This window comes from Lapillicoccus sp. (genome assembly GCF_036559105.1).
Taxonomy (GTDB): domain Bacteria; phylum Actinomycetota; class Actinomycetes; order Actinomycetales; family Dermatophilaceae; genus Lapillicoccus.
This window is the reverse complement of record NZ_DATBTV010000130.1, coordinates 1-15,821: the sequence shown is the minus strand read 5'-3', so window position 1 is coordinate 15,821 and position 15,821 is coordinate 1. Positions and strand designations below refer to the sequence as shown.

Annotated in this window: 17 protein-coding genes; 6 read left to right on the top strand and 11 right to left on the bottom strand. The window is 72.4% G+C overall.

Features of this window, described 5'->3' with window-relative positions:
• Both VIG79_RS16225 and VIG79_RS16220 read left to right on the top strand, forming a co-directional pair.
• A partial coding sequence (locus tag VIG79_RS16225) for a Fur family transcriptional regulator (RefSeq protein ID WP_331887516.1) occupies positions 1 to 434 on the top strand: 434 nt, incomplete at its 5' end.
• Positions 431 to 1,966, top strand: a complete 1,536-nt coding sequence (locus VIG79_RS16220; protein WP_331887515.1) for a catalase — start codon at positions 431 to 433, stop codon at positions 1,964 to 1,966. The genes VIG79_RS16225 and VIG79_RS16220, both read left to right, overlap by 4 nt.
• A 74-nt stretch (positions 1,967 to 2,040) precedes the next feature.
• Here the strand turns inward: VIG79_RS16220 and VIG79_RS16215 are convergent, their stop codons facing one another.
• On the bottom strand, positions 2,041 to 3,318 hold the full coding sequence (locus VIG79_RS16215; RefSeq protein ID WP_331887514.1) for a DUF445 domain-containing protein: 1,278 nt from the start codon (positions 3,316 to 3,318) through the stop codon (positions 2,041 to 2,043).
• Between the two features lie 172 nt (positions 3,319 to 3,490).
• Here VIG79_RS16215 and VIG79_RS16210 point away from each other — a divergent pair, with 172 nt between their 5' ends.
• Genes VIG79_RS16210 through VIG79_RS16195 form a run of 4 tightly spaced genes read left to right on the top strand, consistent with a single transcriptional unit; the run spans position 3,491 to position 8,270 of the window.
• On the top strand, positions 3,491 to 4,213 hold the full coding sequence (locus VIG79_RS16210; protein ID WP_331887513.1) for a response regulator transcription factor: 723 nt from the start codon (positions 3,491 to 3,493) through the stop codon (positions 4,211 to 4,213).
• The gene (locus tag VIG79_RS16205) at positions 4,210 to 5,652 is read left to right on the top strand and encodes a HAMP domain-containing sensor histidine kinase (RefSeq protein ID WP_331887512.1); all 1,443 of its coding nucleotides are present in this window, start codon (positions 4,210 to 4,212) and stop codon (positions 5,650 to 5,652) included. The genes VIG79_RS16210 and VIG79_RS16205 overlap by 4 nt, the downstream gene beginning before the upstream one ends.
• Before the next feature lie 45 nt (positions 5,653 to 5,697).
• Positions 5,698 to 7,011, top strand: a complete 1,314-nt coding sequence (locus VIG79_RS16200; RefSeq protein ID WP_331887511.1) for a DUF1800 domain-containing protein — start codon at positions 5,698 to 5,700, stop codon at positions 7,009 to 7,011.
• Positions 7,011 to 8,270, top strand: coding sequence for a DUF1501 domain-containing protein (locus tag VIG79_RS16195; protein ID WP_331887510.1), 1,260 nt, complete (start codon positions 7,011 to 7,013; stop codon positions 8,268 to 8,270). The genes VIG79_RS16200 and VIG79_RS16195 overlap by 1 nt, the downstream gene beginning before the upstream one ends.
• Here VIG79_RS16195 and VIG79_RS16190 read toward each other — a convergent pair.
• The 10 genes from VIG79_RS16190 to VIG79_RS16145 all read right to left on the bottom strand — a co-directional run bounded on the left by VIG79_RS16190 (position 8,260) and on the right by VIG79_RS16145 (position 15,726).
• Positions 8,260 to 9,027, bottom strand: a complete 768-nt coding sequence (locus VIG79_RS16190; RefSeq protein WP_331887509.1) for an SseB family protein — start codon at positions 9,025 to 9,027, stop codon at positions 8,260 to 8,262. The two genes, VIG79_RS16195 and VIG79_RS16190, sit on opposite strands and share 11 nt — an antisense overlap.
• Entirely contained in the window at positions 9,024 to 9,437 is a 414-nt protein-coding gene (locus VIG79_RS16185) for a RidA family protein (protein WP_331887508.1), read from the bottom strand. Before VIG79_RS16185 ends, VIG79_RS16190 begins: the two co-directional genes overlap by 4 nt.
• Positions 9,434 to 10,168, bottom strand: a complete 735-nt coding sequence (priA, locus tag VIG79_RS16180) for a bifunctional 1-(5-phosphoribosyl)-5-((5-phosphoribosylamino)methylideneamino)imidazole-4-carboxamide isomerase/phosphoribosylanthranilate isomerase PriA (protein WP_331887507.1) — start codon at positions 10,166 to 10,168, stop codon at positions 9,434 to 9,436. Before priA ends, VIG79_RS16185 begins: the two co-directional genes overlap by 4 nt.
• A complete protein-coding gene (gene hisH, locus VIG79_RS16175) occupies positions 10,165 to 10,812 on the bottom strand; it encodes an imidazole glycerol phosphate synthase subunit HisH (RefSeq protein ID WP_331887506.1) in 648 nt (215 codons plus the stop codon). Before hisH ends, priA begins: the two co-directional genes overlap by 4 nt.
• Positions 10,809 to 11,444: a hypothetical protein gene (locus tag VIG79_RS16170; RefSeq protein ID WP_331887505.1), complete on the bottom strand. Its 636-nt coding sequence runs from the start codon at positions 11,442 to 11,444 to the stop codon at positions 10,809 to 10,811. The genes hisH and VIG79_RS16170 overlap by 4 nt, the downstream gene beginning before the upstream one ends.
• 2 nt (positions 11,445 to 11,446) lie before the next feature.
• The gene (gene hisB, locus VIG79_RS16165; protein ID WP_331887504.1) at positions 11,447 to 12,052 is read right to left on the bottom strand and encodes an imidazoleglycerol-phosphate dehydratase HisB; all 606 of its coding nucleotides are present in this window, start codon (positions 12,050 to 12,052) and stop codon (positions 11,447 to 11,449) included.
• Entirely contained in the window at positions 12,049 to 13,203 is a 1,155-nt protein-coding gene (locus VIG79_RS16160) for a histidinol-phosphate transaminase (protein WP_331887503.1), read from the bottom strand. The genes hisB and VIG79_RS16160 overlap by 4 nt, the downstream gene beginning before the upstream one ends.
• The gene (hisD, locus tag VIG79_RS16155) at positions 13,200 to 14,534 is read right to left on the bottom strand and encodes a histidinol dehydrogenase (protein WP_331887502.1); all 1,335 of its coding nucleotides are present in this window, start codon (positions 14,532 to 14,534) and stop codon (positions 13,200 to 13,202) included. Before hisD ends, VIG79_RS16160 begins: the two co-directional genes overlap by 4 nt.
• A gap of 54 nt (positions 14,535 to 14,588) precedes the next feature.
• Positions 14,589 to 14,993: an HNH endonuclease signature motif containing protein gene (locus VIG79_RS16150; protein WP_331887501.1), complete on the bottom strand. Its 405-nt coding sequence runs from the start codon at positions 14,991 to 14,993 to the stop codon at positions 14,589 to 14,591.
• Between the two features lie 391 nt (positions 14,994 to 15,384).
• Positions 15,385 to 15,726 carry a DUF222 domain-containing protein gene (locus tag VIG79_RS16145; protein ID WP_331887500.1) on the bottom strand — a complete coding sequence of 114 codons (342 nt, stop codon included), beginning with the start codon at positions 15,724 to 15,726 and terminating at the stop codon, positions 15,385 to 15,387.
• Between the last annotated feature and the right edge of the window lie 95 nt (positions 15,727 to 15,821).

Below are 15,821 nucleotides of genomic sequence, written 5' to 3'. Positions count from 1 at the left end.
AGCGCCTCCGCGCCGTCGGCTTGAAGGTCACGAAGGGCCGGGTCGCTGCGCTCGAGGCGCTCCAGGAGCACTCGCACTCGAGCGCGGAGGAGCTGCGCCGCCTCCTCGCATCCGAGGGGGTGCGGATGACCCTCCAGGCCGTCTACCTCTCGCTGCAGGTGCTCACCGACCACGGTCTGCTGCGCAGGATCGAACCCGCGGGCTCGGCCGCGCGCTACGAGCCGCGCGTCGGCGACAACCACCACCACCTCGTCTGCACCCGCTGCTCCCGCATCGTCGACGTCGACTGCGCGACGGAGCAGGCCCCGTGCCTCCGGCCGGCGGACACCCACGGCTTCTCCGTCGCCACGGCGGAGATCACGTTCTGGGGCGTCTGCCCCGACTGCGCGGCCCGAACCGCGGCGCAGGCCACCGGAGAAGAAGGAGTGGCATGACCGACGGAACCCACACCACGACCAACAGCGGCGCACCGGTGGGCAGCGACCAGCACTCCCAGAGCGTCGGCAACGACGGCTCGATCGCGCTCACCGACCACTACCTGATCGAGAAGCTCGCCCAGTTCAACCGCGAGCGCGTGCCGGAGCGCGTCGTCCACGCGAAGGGCGGCGGCGCGTTCGGCCACTTCCGGGTCACCGGCGACGTCTCGCGGTACACCCGCGCCGCGCTGTTCCAGCCGGGCGTCGACACGAAGCTCGTCATCCGCTTCTCGTCCGTCGCCGGCGAGCAGGGCAGCCCCGACACGTGGCGCGACCCCCGCGGGTTCGCGATCAAGTTCTACACGTCCGAGGGCAACTACGACCTCGTCGGCAACAACACCCCGGTGTTCTTCGTCCGCGACACGATGAAGTTTCCCCACTTCATCCGCAGCCAGAAGCGGCTCGGCGGCTCCGGCCTGCGCGACAACCACATGCAGTGGGACTTCTGGTCGCTGAACCCGGAGTCGGCCCACCAGGTCACCTACCTCATGGGCGACCGCGGCATCCCGAAGACGTTCCGCCACATGAACGGCTACGGCTCGCACACCTACCTCTGGGTCAACGCGGCCGGCGAGAAGCACTGGGTGAAGTACCACTTCCACAGCGACCAGGGCGTCGAGAGCCTCACCGGCACCGAGGCCGAGCGGATCGCGGGGCAGGACGCCGACCACCACCGCCGCGACCTCCACGACGCCATCGAGGCCGGCGACTTCCCGAGCTGGACCCTGTCGGTCCAGGTCATGCCCTACGAGGACGCCAAGACCTACCGGTTCAACCCGTTCGACCTGACCAAGGTGTGGCCGCACAGCGACTACCCGCTCATCAAGGTCGGCACGATGACCCTCAACAAGAACCCCGACAACTTCTTCGCGCAGATCGAGCAGGCGGCCTTCGAGCCGTCGGCGCTGGTGCCGGGGATCGGGTTCTCGCCGGACAAGATGCTGCTGGGCCGGGCCTTCGCCTACTCCGACACGCACCGCTACCGGATCGGCCCGAACTACCTGCAGCTGCCGGTCAACCGCCCGCGCGTCGAGCTCAACACCTACACGCAGGACGGCCCGATGGCCTACGACCACAACGGCAACGCTCCGGTGTATGCGCCGAACAGCCAGGGCCGTGGCTACGCCGACGTGGTCGGCGAGGTCGAGGACGGCTGGGAGACCGACGGGGCGATGGTGCGGCAGGCATACACGCTGCGTCCCGACGACGACGACTTCGGCCAGGCCGGCACGCTGGTTCGCGAGGTGTGGACGGACGAGCAGCGCTCGGCCTTCGTCGACACCGTCGCCGGCCACCTGCTCGGCGGCGTGAAGAGCCCGGTGCTGGAGCGCGCGTTCGACTACTGGAAGAACGTCGACGCCGACACCGGCAAGCAGATCGAGGAGATGGTGCGCGCCGGCGTCGGTGAGCCCAACCCCGGTGGCGACGCCGACGAGGCCAAGGTGGTCAACGACCCGATCGTCGAGACGGCCACCAACGCCGCCCACTGACGGGCTGCTCTCGGTGGAGGTGTATCCGAGCGCTCTAGCGTCTCGGATATACCTCCACCGAGTCAGGCGGCGGGTCAGCCGATGAGGACGACGACGGCGTGGATGACGAGTCCGACGAGGCCGCCGACGATGGTGCCGTTGATCCGGATGAACTGCAGGTCGCGGCCGACGAACAGCTCCACCCGCGACGCGGTCTCCTTGCCGTCCCACCGGTTGATGGTGTGGCTGATCACGGCGGTCAGCTCGGTGCCGTAGCGGTTCACGGCGAACGCCGCGAGGTCCGCGACGTACCCGTCCAGACGGGCCCGCAGGTCCTGCTCGGCGACGACCCGCTGGGCGAACCTCTCCACCTCCGACTGGATCCGCGTGCGCAGCGGACCCTCGGGGTCGGCGAGCGCCGCGATGAGCGCGGACCGGAACGCACGCCACAGCGACAGGACCGTCTCCATCAGCTGCGGATGGTCGAGGATCCGGACCTTGAGCCGCTCGGCGCGCTCGATGGTCGCCTCGTCGTGGAGCAGGTCGTCGGCCAGGTCGGCGAGCAGGTCGTCGAGGGCGATCCGGGCCTGGTGGGTCGGGTTCTCGCGGATCTCCGAGACCCACTTCAGCGCCTCCTTGTGCATCCGCGTGATGACGAGGTCGTTGACCTGGTGCGGCGCCCACCACGGCGCGCGCTCCGCGAGGACCCGCGCGAACGTCTCGGGGTTCTCGGTGAGCCACCGGTGGAACTCGCCCAGCGCCAGGTCCACCAGCCCGTAGTGCGCCTTGTCGCGGACCACCTCGCCGAGCAGGCTGCCGGCGATCGGGCTGATGGGCTCCTCGCGCAGCCGCGGGATGACCGCCTCCTCGACGATCTCGGCGACCGCCTCGTCGCGCATCCGCTCGAGGCCGAGCGTGGTCATGTGCGAGGCCTCGTCGACGACCCGTCGCGCGTTGGCGGGATCGAGCAGCCAGTTCGCCAGCCGGTCGCTGATCTGGGCCGATAGGACCCGGTCGCGGATGATGTCCTCGCGCAGGAAGTTCTCGCCCATGAAGTCCTGCAGGCTTTGGGCCAGCATGTCCTTGCGGCGCGGGATCAGCGCGGTATGCGGGATCGGGAGTCCCAGCGGGTGCCGGAACAGCGCCGTTACCGCGAACCAGTCGGCCATGGCGCCCACCATCGACGCCTCGGCCCCGGCGTTCACAAACCCCCAGAACCCCTGGTCCTTGACCCGGAGCGTCGCGAGGAACACGACCGCGGCGAACACCAGCAGCGACAACGCCACGAGCCGCATCTGGCGCAGCCCGCGGCGGCGCTCGGCGTCGAGGACCGGGTCGGACGCCAACGACAGGGTGAGAGACGGTTGGGACACGGCCCCTCCTTCCTGCCCGGTTCGGCCCCCTAGCGAGCCGGAGCACGACGATAACCCGGCGAGAGAACGCCTCACGCAGCACCGGGGGTTCCGCGAGCGACGGCGGCGCGCGTACACAACCCGAACGTGAGGGTGACCCGGCTGTCACCGGCCGCGCCGTAGGCTGCCGGACGTGACGTCGGACCCGCGCGCGTCGCTGGTCATGGTCGTCGAGGACGACCCGGCGATCGCCCAGATGGTCAGCCTCCAGCTGGAGCTGTCGGGCTACCGCACCCACGTCGAACGCGACGGGCTGGCGGCGCTCGACGCGATCCGCCGCGACCGGCCGGACGTGATCCTCCTCGACATCGGGCTGCCGGGCCTCGACGGGATCCAGGTCTGCCGCCGGCTTCGGTCCGAGGACGACTGGACGCCGATCCTCTTCGTCACCGCCCGCGACGACGAGGTCGACCGCGTGGTCGGCCTCGAACTCGGTGCGGACGACTACGTCACCAAGCCGTTCTCGCCGCGCGAGGTCATCGCCCGCATCGGCAGCGTCCTGCGCCGCACCCAGCTCCACGAGCGCTCCGAGACGGTCAAGGAGCTGGTCTGTGGTGACGTCCGGCTCGTTCCCGACGAGCGCCGTGCGTATGCGGGTGACAGCGAGATCGCCTTCACGGCAACGGAGTTCGACCTGCTGGCGTACCTGATGGGTTCGCCCGGCCGCGTCTACAGCCGGGAACAGCTGATGCGGCAGGTCTGGGGCTACGACACCGCTGCGGGCCAGCGCACCGTCGACGTGCACGTCGCGCAGGTGCGCGCGAAGCTCGGAAGCCACGACGTCATCCGCACGGTGAGGGGCGTCGGGTATGCGGCGCAGCAGCCGGACCGCGCGTCCGGTCGGCCCGGCCCGTGAGGGAGCGACTGCGACCCACGCTGGCCACCCGGATCGCCCTGCTGGCGGTGTCCGTGGCCGTCCTGACCTCGGTGGCCGGCATCGTCATCAGTGTCAACCTGCTCCAGCGGGCCAACGAGCAGACCGCCCGGGCGGCCCTCGTCGCGCTGGCCGACCAGGCCGAGGCGACGGCCCAGGTGGGCGTGAGCCCGGAAGCGGCCCAGGCGCGGGCCCGCAAGGCGCTGCAGTCGATCAACGTCCAGATCGCCGTCGTGCGCAGCCGCGCGAACGGCGCCCCCACCCTCGTCGGCGACCAGGTCGCCGTGCGGTCGCTCACCCCCGAGCAGACGCAGCGCCTCTCCCAGGGCGAGTCGCTCTCCCTGCGGCTGCCCCGCGACGACGGCATCCTCCTCGTCGAGGCGCGGCCGACGCCGGCCGGCGGGCTCGTCCTCGCCCAGCGTCGCGGCGACGCCCTGGCGCTGGGCGGCCAGGCGTTGCAACAGCTGACCATCAGCCTGGTCATCACCGGTCTCATCGCCGCGGCCCTTGGGTTGCTCGTCGCGTGGCGGCTCTCCCGCTCGCTCAAGCGCACGGCCGCAGCGGCCACGGCCATGGCCCAGGGCTCGCGCGACGTCGCGATCCCCGAGGAGGGTCCGCGCGAGGTGGCCGAGGTCGCCGCGTCGGTCAACCGGCTGGCCGGCGCACTGTCCCACTCGGAGGCCCGGCAGCGCGAGTTCCTCCTCTCGGTGTCCCACGACCTGCGGACCCCGCTCACCGCGATCACCGGATATGCCGAGTCGCTGGCCGACGGTGTCGTCCCGCCGGATCGCCTCGCCGCAGTCGGGACGGTCATCGGAGACGAGGCGAAACGGCTGGAACGCCTGGTCGCCGACCTGCTCGATCTGGCCCGGCTGGACGCGACGGAGATGCGGATGGACTCCGCTCCGGTGGACCTGCGCGGCGTCGTCGACGGCGCCGCCGAGATCTGGGGGCACCGCTGTGCGGCGGCGGGCGTGGACTTCCGGGTGGAGGCGGTGGACCCGGCCATCGTCGTCTTCGCCGACGCACAGCGGCTGCGCCAGGCCCTCGACGGCCTGCTGGAGAACGCTCTCCGGGTCACCCCGCAGGGTGCGCCGATCGTGGTGGCGACGCATACGGAACCGGGCGGTGTTGCGGTCCTCGAGGTGCGGGACGGCGGCCCGGGCCTCAGCGACGACGACCTGACGGTGGCGTTCGAGCGGTCCGCGCTCTACGAGCGGTACCGCGGCATCCGACAGGTCGGCACCGGCCTCGGCCTGGCCATCGTCCACCGCATCGTCGACCGGCTGGGCGGCACGGTGGAGGCGGGGCACGCCGTCGAGGGCGGCGCACGGTTCACCATCCGGATGCCTCTGCTGACGCCGACGGCACTCGCTCCCCCCACCCCGGGTGCCTGGACCGGAACGCGAACCCACCCGTAAAGCGCTCCGAACACGGCTCGAACACGGCGGCGTCAGGGTGGGCGCATGACGTCGTCAGCCGGCTGGTCGGCCGCGGCCCACCTCGTGCGGTCCACGGGCTTCGGGGCCTCGGGGGACCTCGTCGACGCGGTCGTGGCAGCGGGACCGTCGGTATGGCTGCAGACGTCGCTGCGCGCCGCCCCGGAGTCCGACCCCGGGGCGGCCGCAGCACCTCCACCGAACTTCGAGGCGGTGCCCCCAGTGGGCCAGGACGCCACGACGGAGCAGAGGCAGCAGCGCCGGAAGCAGGCGGCCGACCAGGTCACCCAGCTCACCGCCTGGTGGATCCGCCGGATGGTCGCCGTGCAGAACCCCGTGGTCGAGAAGCTCACCTTCGGCTGGCACAACCACTTCGCGACGTCCGCGACCAAGGTGAAGTCCGCACCGATGCTGCTGGCGCAGAACGCGACCCTGCGGGCCAAGGGGCGCGGCACCTTCACCGACTTGGCCGAGTCGATGGTCGTCGACCCGGCCCTCCTGTTCTGGCTGGACGGTCAGCAGAACACCGTCAAGGCGCCCAACGAGAACCTCTCGCGCGAGTTCATGGAGCTGTTCACGTTGGGGCACTCGGGGGGCTACACCGAGCAGGACGTCCGCGAGGGGGCCCGGGCGCTCACCGGCTGGACGCTCGACCGCTCGACCGGCTCCGCGGTCTTCGTCGCCAAACGGCACGACGCCAAGCCCAAGACCCTCCTCGGTACCACGGGGGACCTCGACGCCGCAGCGTTCGTCCGGGCCCTGCTCGACCAGAGGACCTCGGCGCCGTTCGTCACGACCCGGTGGTGGCAGCTCCTCGCCGGGCCCGAGGCGCCACCGGCGGAGACGCTGAGCCGCCTGGTCGCCGCATACGGCTCGAACCGGGACCTCACCGCGCTCTTCCAGGCGATGCTGACCGACGACGCGTATGCGGCGACGTCCGGATCCCTGGTCGCCTCCCCGGTCGAGTGGGTCGTCGGGGCGATGCGCTCCCTCCACGTGAAGACCGACGACGACACCGTCAAGAAGGCCGCCGGAGCGATGCGCGCGCTCGGCCAGCTCCCGTTCTTCCCGCCCAACGTCAGCGGCTGGCCGTCCGGACAGGCGTGGCTGTCCACCGCGTCGGCGACGACCCGGGTGCAGACCGCGGCGATGCTCGCTCGGGCCGGCGACCTCCAGGCCGTGCAGGCCGCACCGCAGGCCGGGCGCGTCGACGCCGTGGCCCACCTGCTCGGCATCCCGGCGTTCTCGGACCGCACGCTGGCCGAGCTGAAGACGCATACCAACGACCCCCAGCGCCTCGTCGCCATGGCGCTGGTCGCTCCCGAGAACCTGGTGATCTGATGGCCAACCTCCCGCCGCTGAACCCGAGGAAGCCGATGGACGGCCTCACCCGCCGGACCTTCCTGCGCGCGTCCGGAGTGGCCGGCGCCACTGCGGTGCTGGCTGGTTCGGCCGGGGTCACGCTCGAGCACGTGCTGGCGCGCGGCCAGTCCGACCCGCTACCGGCGAACAGCCCCATTCTCGTCCTGGTCACGATGTACGGCGGCAACGACGGGCTGAACACCGTTGTCCCGTATGCGGATCCGGCATACCACGATGCGCGGCCGGAGCTCGCCTACACGCCGACGGAGGTGCTCCACCTCGACGACCAGCTGGGCCTCAACCCGGGCCTGACCGGGATGGCCGCACTCTGGAGCCAGAAGAAGCTCGCGATCGTCCGCGGGGTCGGGTACCCGAAGCCGGACCACAGCCACTTCCGGTCGATGGACATCTGGCAGACCGCCTCGCCCGAGACCCCTGTCGCGTCGGGGTGGGTCGGCCGCTGGCTCGACAGCGCCGGCGACGACCCGTTACTGGCGCTCAACATCGGCGAGGTGCTGCCCCCGCTGGCCGTCGGGGCGAAGGCCACCGCGGCCGCCCTGTCGGTCGGGAAGTCCACGTCGTCGGCCATGACCGCGTCGATCCTCAAGGGGTTCGCGACGCCGGACGCCGCCGACGGGCCGGCGGCCAAGCTCGTCGTGGCGTCGTACGCGGCCCAGCAGCGCTGTGAGCACACCTTCGGCCCGATCACCTCGGACGCCGGCGACGAGGCCGGTGGGGACGCCGCCGGGAACGGCCAGCGGGCCGCCCTGACCGCGCAGCTGGACGTCGTCGCGCGGTGCGTCAAGGCGAACGTGCCGACCCGGGTCTACGCGGTGTCGGCGTCGGGGTTCGACACCCACGCGGACGAGAAGATCGCCCAGACCGCTCAGCTGACCCAGGTGGACAAGGCGATCACCGCGTTCCGGAGCGCGCTGACCGGGTCGGCCCGCGAGAAGGACGTCGTGGTCATGGCGTACTCCGAGTTCGGCCGCCGGGTGAAGGCCAACGCCTCGCAGGGCACCGACCACGGCACCTCCGGACCGGTGTTCCTCATCGGCGACACGGTTCAGGCCGGGTTCCACGGCGACCAGCCGTCGCTGACCGACCTCGACAACGGCGACCTCAAGACCACGGTCGACTTCCGGTCGGTCTACGGCGAGGTGTTGGACAAGGTCCTCGGCGCCGACCCGTCTCGGGTGCTCGACAAGACCCCGGCGCCCCTCGGCCTCATTGCCTGACGGCTTCCACCGCGAAGGTCAGCTCGTCGACCCGCGCCCGGAGCTCGCCGTCGGTGGCCAGCTGCTCGCCGACCCGGGTGGCCAGGGCCTGGACCGAATCAGCGGGCATCCCGGCGGGCAGGCCCAGGACGACCCGGAGCACGCCACTCCCCGGTGGCTCGCCCTCCTCCAGCCGATGCCTGAGGATGTCTCCCTCGTCGGCGACGGCCCGCGAGACTGACTGGGCCACAAAGGGATCCGTATGCGCGGGGTGCCACTCGGTCTCCTGCGCGAGTGCCCACAGCATGCTCGGACGCAGCTCGGTCGGCGTCTCCCTCCCCAGGTCCACGACGACGACGTGACAGCCCTCGGCCACCGCCGCCCGGGCCGCCCGCGCCGCCGTCACCGGCACGGGACGGGCGGTGGCGTCCCACGCCGCGAGGGCCGCGACGCTGGTGAACACCGGCAGCGCGCGGCGTCCGTCCGGGCCGGTGAGCGTCACCAGGGCCATGTCCGTCTGCGTGTCGACGGTGTGACCGTGGGCGCCGTCGTCCTGCTCGTCGAGGACGGCGACGACGGGCACCAGCCACCGCGCGGCTGCCGCCGTCCGGACCAGCATCGCGTCGGCCTCCGCCGATGGTCGTCGGTGGACCTCCGCGAGTGCGGCGAGCCAGGCGGGGTCGGCCGCACCGTCGTCCGCCTCGAACCCGGTCCCCGAGAGCGCGCGCCCGGCCCACGGCGTACCCGCGCTGTCGGTACCGCCGTTGGTACCCGTCATCCGTCCGCGATGTCCGGCAGCACGGCCTCGACCTCGATCTCCACCCGCATGTCCGGGTGCACCAGCCCGGCCACGATGACCATCGTCGCCACCGGCGGGTGCTCGCCGAAGACCTCCGCGTGGACCCGGCCGACCGCGTCGCAGTCGCGCCGGTGCGTGACGTACATGCGGGTGCGCACCACGTCGGCGACGCCCGTGCCGAGCTCGGTCAGGGCGTTCTGCGCGGTCTCCAGGGCGACCCGGACCTGCGCAGCCGGGTCCGCGGGGTACCGCACCCGTCCGTCCACCATCGAGGTGCAGCCGGAGACGAACACGAACCGCCCCACCCGCATGGCCCGGGCGTACCCGTACGCCGTCTCCCAGATCCCGCCGGAGAAGTGCCGTACCCGATCCGCCGCCCCCGCGCTCACGGGCGACCCGCCACGTCGAGCGCCTCGGGCAGGGTGAACGCGCCCCGGTAGAGGGCCGACCCGATGATGGCTCCCTCGACCCCGGCGTCGACCAGCGTGCGGAGGGCGCGCACGTCGTCGAGCGTCGACACGCCGCCCGAGGCCACGACCGGGCGTGCGGTGCGCTCGCACACCTGCTCGAGCAGGGCGAGGTTCGGGCCGGCGAGCATCCCGTCCTTGTTGACGTCGGTCACGACGTAGCGGGCGCAGCCCTCGCCGTCCAACCGCGCCAACGTCTCCCACAGGTCGCCGCCGTCGCGGGTCCACCCGCGCGCCGCGAGCGTCGTCCCGCGAACGTCCAGGCCGACGGCGATCCGGTCGCCGTGCTCGGCGATGGCCTGCGCGGTCCACTCGGGCTGCTCGAGCGCCGCCGTACCGAGGTTGACCCGGCGGCATCCGGTCGCGAGCGCGGCAGCGAGGGAACCGGCGTCCCGGATCCCGCCGGACAGCTCGACCTGGATGTCGAGCTTGCCAACGATCGCGTCGACCAGCTCGCGGTTCGACCCGCGCCCGAACGCCGCGTCCAGGTCGACGAGGTGCAGCCACTCCGCACCCTGGTCCTGCCAGGCGAGGGCCGCGTCGAACGGGTCGCCGAACTCTCCGCCGGTGCCGGCCACGCCCTGGACCAGCTGGACCGCCCGGCCGTCGGCGATGTCGACGGCGGGGAGAAGCTCGAGCCGCGACCCGCTCACAGCGACCTCACCCAGTTCTCCAGGAGCTGGGCGCCGGCGTCGCCGGACTTCTCCGGGTGGAACTGGGTCGCGCACAGCGGCCCGTTCTCGACGGCGGCGACGAAGTCGGTGCCGTGCGTCGACCACGTGACAACGGGGGCGACCACGGCGAACGTACCCACCGGGTAGAGCGACCACTGCTGCGCCGCGTACGAGTGCACGAAGTAGAACCGCTCGTCCTCGACGCCCGCGAACAGGCGCGTGTCGGCACCGGGTTTCACCGTCGACCAGCCCATGTGCGGGACGACCTCGGCGGGCAGCCGCTCGACGAGCCCGGGCCACTCGCCGAGCCCCTCCTCGGGCGGACCGGAGAACGGCTCGGAGGAGCCGTCGAAGAGCACCTGCATCCCGACGCACACCCCGAGGACCGGCCGGCCGCCGGCGAGCCGCACGTCGATGAGGCGAGCGCCGTCAGCCTGCCGGAGGCCGCGCATACACGCGTGGAAGTTGCCGACGCCGGGCACGAAAAGGCCGTCGGCGGCGAGGGCCGCCTTGGGGTCGCCGGTCAGCAAGACGTCGGCTCCGACACGCTCCAGCGCGCGCACCGCCGAGTGCACGTTGCCGCTGCCGTAGTCGAGGACCACGACCGTGGGCGGGGACGTCATCGCTTCTCCTCCATCTCGTCTCGCCAGCTCACGTCATCGTGCACCGCCTTGTCGTAGCGGCGCACGGCCGCCGGCTTCGGTGCCACGACGGACGCCCCGAAGGCGTCGGCCGCCAGGGCGGTGCCCGCGAGGTAGGTGCCGCCGGGGAGGCCGAGCACCTCGAGGAGGTCGCCCATGACGGCACGCGCGTCGCCGTCCGGGTCGTGCAGCACGCCGGCCAGCTCGCCCACGGCACCCGGACCGTCGAGGCCGGCGGCGGCAACGACGTCAGCCAGCCGGGCCACCGGCAGACCCCCCGGATGGACGACACCGTGCCCCGGCTGCCAGACCAGCCAGCGGCGTACCGCCCGCCAGCCGCCGGGGGTCACACAGAGCACCGCCCGACGACCCACCACGCCGACCCCTACGGCCGGCCGCAGCTTGTGCGGCACCGGCCGGTTCAGCAACATCGTCACCACGTCGTCGTAGGGGCGGCGTACTGCCGTCGCCTCTCCGGCCGGCAGCACCGCGGTCCAGCGACCGTCCTCGGGAACGACGGCGAGCGGCGCGACGCCGCTCTCGGCCCAGGAGACAGCGGAGTCGACGCCGCCGTGCACGAGGAGGATGCCGCGGGGGAGCTCGCGCGGGGCCACCTCTAGAGGGTGCCCTTGGCGCTCGGTATGCCCGTCACTCGCGGGTCGATCGCGACCGCGGCCCGCAGCGCGCGGGCCACCGCCTTGAACTGGGCCTCGACGACGTGGTGGGGGTCGCGGCCGCCCAGCACCCGGATGTGCAGGGCGATCCCCGCGTGGTGCGCGAGGGTCTCGAAGACGTGCCGGGTGAGCGAACCCGCATACGCGCCACCGATGACGACGTACTCCTGGCCGTCCGGCTCGCCGGTATGGACGCAGTAGGGGCGGCCCGCGACGTCGACCACCGCCTGGACGAGCGCCTCGTCGAGCGGCACGGTCGCGTCGCCGAACCGGGAGATGCCGCGCTTGTCGCCGAGCGCCTCGCGCAGCGCGTCGCCGAGGACGATGGCGACGTCCTCGACGGTGTGGTGTGCGTCGACGTCGACGTCCCCGCTGGCCGTCACGGTCAGGTCGATGAGCGAGTGCTTCGCGAAGGACGCGAGCATGTGGTCGTAGAACCGGACGCCGGTGGAGATCTCGGACTCGCCCGTGCCGTCGAGGTCGAGCGTCAAGTCGACCTTCGACTCGCTCGTGGCGCGGCTCAGGCTGGCTCGCCGGTTGGCCGTCATGCCCGTGCCTCCAGTGCTTGCTGATGCGTGTCGCGTGCGTGCTGCCGGTGCGAGTCTGGCAGATCGGCCATCGCCCTCAGGAACGTCGACGTCTCCTCCGGCGTGCCGGCCGTGACCCGGAGGTGGTGCGGGATGCCGACGTCGCGGACCAGTACTCCGCGGTCCAGCAGCGCCTGCCACGTCTCCCGTGCGTCGGCGAGGCCCCCGTAGAGGACGAAGTTCGCGTCGCTGGGGACCGGTGGGTAGCCGAGCCCGGCCAGCTCGGCGACGATCCGGTCGCGCTCCCCCTTGATGGCCTCGACGGTGACCAGCAGGCTGGCGTCGTGCCGGATCGCGGCAAGGGCGACCGCTTGGGTGGGGTCCGACAGGTGGTAGGGCATCCGGACCAGCCGGAGCGCGTCGACGAGGTCGGGGTCGGCCGCAAGGTAGCCGACCCGCGCGCCGGCGAGCGCGAAGGCCTTGCTCATGGTCCTGGTCACGACGAGCAGCGGCCGACCTTCGAGCAGGGTCATCGCGCTCGGCGTCCCGGGCCGGGCGAACTCCGCGTAGGCCTCGTCCACGACGACCAGCGACGTCGGGGCCGCTTCGACCACGGCCTCGACCACGTCGAGCGTGAGGGCGGTACCGGTCGGGTTGTTGGGCGAGCAGACGAAGACGATGTCCGGTTGCGTCGCGCGGACCTGACGGACCGCCAACCCGGCGTCCAGGTCGAAGACACCGGACGGCGTGCCGCGCAGCCCGTCGACCCAGGTGGTCCCGGTGGTGCGGGTGATGATCGGGTGCATCGAGTACGCGGGGGTGAAGCCGAGGGCGGTCCGGCCGACTCCCCCGAAGGCCTGGACCAGGTGCAGCAGCACCTCGTTCGAGCCGTTGCCGGCCCAGACCTGTTCGGGGGCGATGCCGACGCCGGTCTGGGACCGGAGGTATGCGGCGAGAGCCTCGCGCAGCTCGGTGAACTCCCGGTCGGGGTAACGGTTGAGGTGACGGGCGGTCTCGGTCACTGCCGCGGTGATGGCGGCGACGACGTCGTCCGGCACCGCGTACGAGTTCTCGTTGGTGTTGAGCCGGACCGGGACGTCGAGCTGCGGCGCGCCGTAGGGCGTCCGGCCCCGCAGGTCCGCGCGAAGCAGGTTCTCGATGGCCTCGTTCACGGGATGCTGTCGCCGAACCGGGCGGTCACGGCCTCGCCGTGGGCGGGCAGGTCCTCCGCCTCGGCCAGCGTGACGACGTGCGGGGCGATGTCGCGCAGGGCGGGCTCGTCGTACTCGACGACGTGGATGCCGCGCAGGAACGACTGCACCGACAGGCCGCTGCTGTGACAGGCGCAGCCGGCCGTGGGCAGGACGTGGTTCGACCCGGCGGCGTAGTCACCGAGGGACACCGGCGCATACGCGCCGATGAAGACGGCGCCGGCGTTCCGCACCCGGGCCGCGACCGTTGCGGCGTCACGGGTCTGGATCTCCAGGTGCTCGGCGGCGTAGGCGTTGACGACGTCAAGGCCGGCGTCGAGGTCGTCGACGAGGACGACGCGGGATTGTCTGCCGGTGAGGGCTTGGCCGACCCGCTCGCTGTGCTTGGTGGCGGCGACCCGACGGATCAGGGCCTCCGCGACGGCGGCGGCCAGCTCCTCGCTGTCGGTGACGAGGACGGCGGCGGCGAGGGGGTCGTGCTCGGCCTGGCTGACCAGGTCGGCGGCGACGTGCTCGGCGTCGGCGGTGTCGTCGGCGAGGACGGCGATCTCGGTCGGTCCGGCCTCGGCGTCGATCCCGATGAGCCCCTTGAGGAGCCGCTTGGCGGCGACCACCCAGATGTTCCCGGGCCCGGTGACCAGCGACACGGGCACACAGTCCTCGTCGCCCTCGGTGTAGCCGTAGGCGAACATCGCCACGGCCTGGGCGCCACCGACCGCGTAGACCTCGTCGACACCGAGCAGGGCGCAGGTGGCCAGGATGGTGGCGTTGGGATAGCCCGCGAGCTCGCCCGTGTTCTCCTTCTGCGGCGGGCTCGCGACGGCGAGGGACCCGACACCCGCGATCTGCGCGGGGACGACGTTCATGACGACGCTGGACGGGTAGACGGCCAGTCCGCCGGGCACGTAGAGGCCCACCCGGTCGACGGGCACCCATCGCTCGGTGACGGTCCCGCCAGGGACGACCTGGGTCGTCGTGTCGGTGCGCCGCTGGTCGGCGTGGACCAGCCGGGCGCGCCGGATCGACTCCTCCAGAGCCGCCCGCAGCGACGGGTCGAGCCGGTCCAGGGCGTGCTGCAGCACCTCCACCGGGACCCGCAGGTGCTCCGGCCGGACGCCGTCGAACTTCTCGCTGAGGTCGCGCAGCGCGTCCGCGCCGCGATGCCGGACGTCCTCGACGATCGGGCGAACCTGGTGCAGCGCCGCCTCGACGTCGAACTCGGCGCGAGGCAGCGCGGACCGGAGCGCGCGCACCTCGAGCGGACGTCCCCGCAGGTCGAGAGTGGACATCATGGCGTCAAGTCTAGGTTCCGCCCACCCGTGCGGTCGGAGCCGTCCGAGGTGCAGTCAGGCGGCGAGGGCCATCTCTAGGGCACGCTCCATCGGACTGTCGCTGATCCCCGGATCCTCGTGGACCAGCGGGGTGGCCGACCCGGAGCAGCGGTGGCCGGTCGGAGTGGTGATCTCGACGGTATGCGGGGCAACCACTCGAGCCTGCCAGCCGAGCAGCTCCTTGACCAGGTTGCAGCGCACGCAGAGGCCCTGTCCGTTGGCCGCGCTGGTGCGTCCGCCCTGTGCGTGGGCTGTGACGTGGTCGAGATGCCGGATCGCCGCCCCACATCCCGGGGTGCGGCAGATCCCGCCACCACAACCAACAGGAAGCGGCGCAACGCTCCGTCGAAGAGACGTCGTTGCGAGTCCATCGCCACCAGCGTGCCGTCCGTAGGGTTCGTGTAGAGGCGGCGCAGCCACACCTGCGCCGCCGCTGCGACGTTCCCCGGCCGCTCCGGCTCTCCGGCCGCCACCTTCGTCGGAGGGCGGGACGCAGCGGGAGCCAGCAGCCCTCGTGCCCACTCGGCGGGCACCGTGCCGTAGCCGGTGAGGCAGGCCGGCGTGCCGTCGCCGGACAGCAGCGCCCGGTCCGTGATCACCAGCTGCACCTCGACCGGCACGGCATCGGCGACCGTCTGACCGGTGACGTGCTCGACCAGCGTGTCGGCCATCACCTGACCCTTGGCCCGGGCGTCACCAGCGACCCGCGCCGAGTCCGCGGCTCGCGTCAGCGCCGCCAGCACCCCGACCCCCTGCGTCGCGGGCAACAGCGCGGTGAGCCAGCACATCGTGTCGGGCGCTGGGCGCAGCGTCACCCGGCGCTCCCGCTCGGCGTAGGCCGCACGGTCCACCACCGCTTGGGCGTCCAGCCGGTAGGGATCGCCCGCACCCGGCTCGTCAGCTCCCTCTCACTGAGGCGTCCCAGCGCCTCGCCCACGCTGTGCGACAGTTCGGCGTCCACTCGGGATCGCTGCTCCATCGACAGGGCGGCGCACTCGCCGACGACCAGCGTCGCCCGCCGCTCGGACAGCACCCCACGCTCCAGAAGCGCCAGCAGGTAGGGCATCTCGTGCGTCAACGCATACGCCAGTCGTACGAGGCGGCTCCCGGTGTGCGGCGACTCCCGCCGCGCCAGCGCGACCTGTGCAGCCACTCCGACGTCCGTTCCGCCCCTCCGCCGGCCGCGAGCGCTACCGGCAGCGGCTGGGGGCGCCGTGTCGTCCGCCTCCGGACAGGAGGCCGCTCGGG

Excerpts from the sequence above, each read along its gene's own strand:
- VIG79_RS16195 (WP_331887510.1), top strand. The coding sequence starts at position 7,011 with ATGGCCAACCTCCCGCCGCTGAACCCGAGGAAGCCGATGGACGGCCTC.
- hisH (WP_331887506.1), bottom strand. The coding sequence starts at position 10,812 with ATGACGTCCCCGCCCACGGTCGTGGTCCTCGACTACGGCAGCGGCAAC.
- hisB (WP_331887504.1), bottom strand. The coding sequence starts at position 12,052 with ATGACGGCCAACCGGCGAGCCAGCCTGAGCCGCGCCACGAGCGAGTCG.
- hisD (WP_331887502.1), bottom strand. The coding sequence starts at position 14,534 with ATGATGTCCACTCTCGACCTGCGGGGACGTCCGCTCGAGGTGCGCGCG.
- VIG79_RS16200 (WP_331887511.1), top strand. The coding sequence starts at position 5,698 with ATGACGTCGTCAGCCGGCTGGTCGGCCGCGGCCCACCTCGTGCGGTCC.
- VIG79_RS16220 (WP_331887515.1), top strand. The coding sequence starts at position 431 with ATGACCGACGGAACCCACACCACGACCAACAGCGGCGCACCGGTGGGC.
- VIG79_RS16190 (WP_331887509.1), bottom strand. The coding sequence starts at position 9,027 with ATGACGGGTACCAACGGCGGTACCGACAGCGCGGGTACGCCGTGGGCC.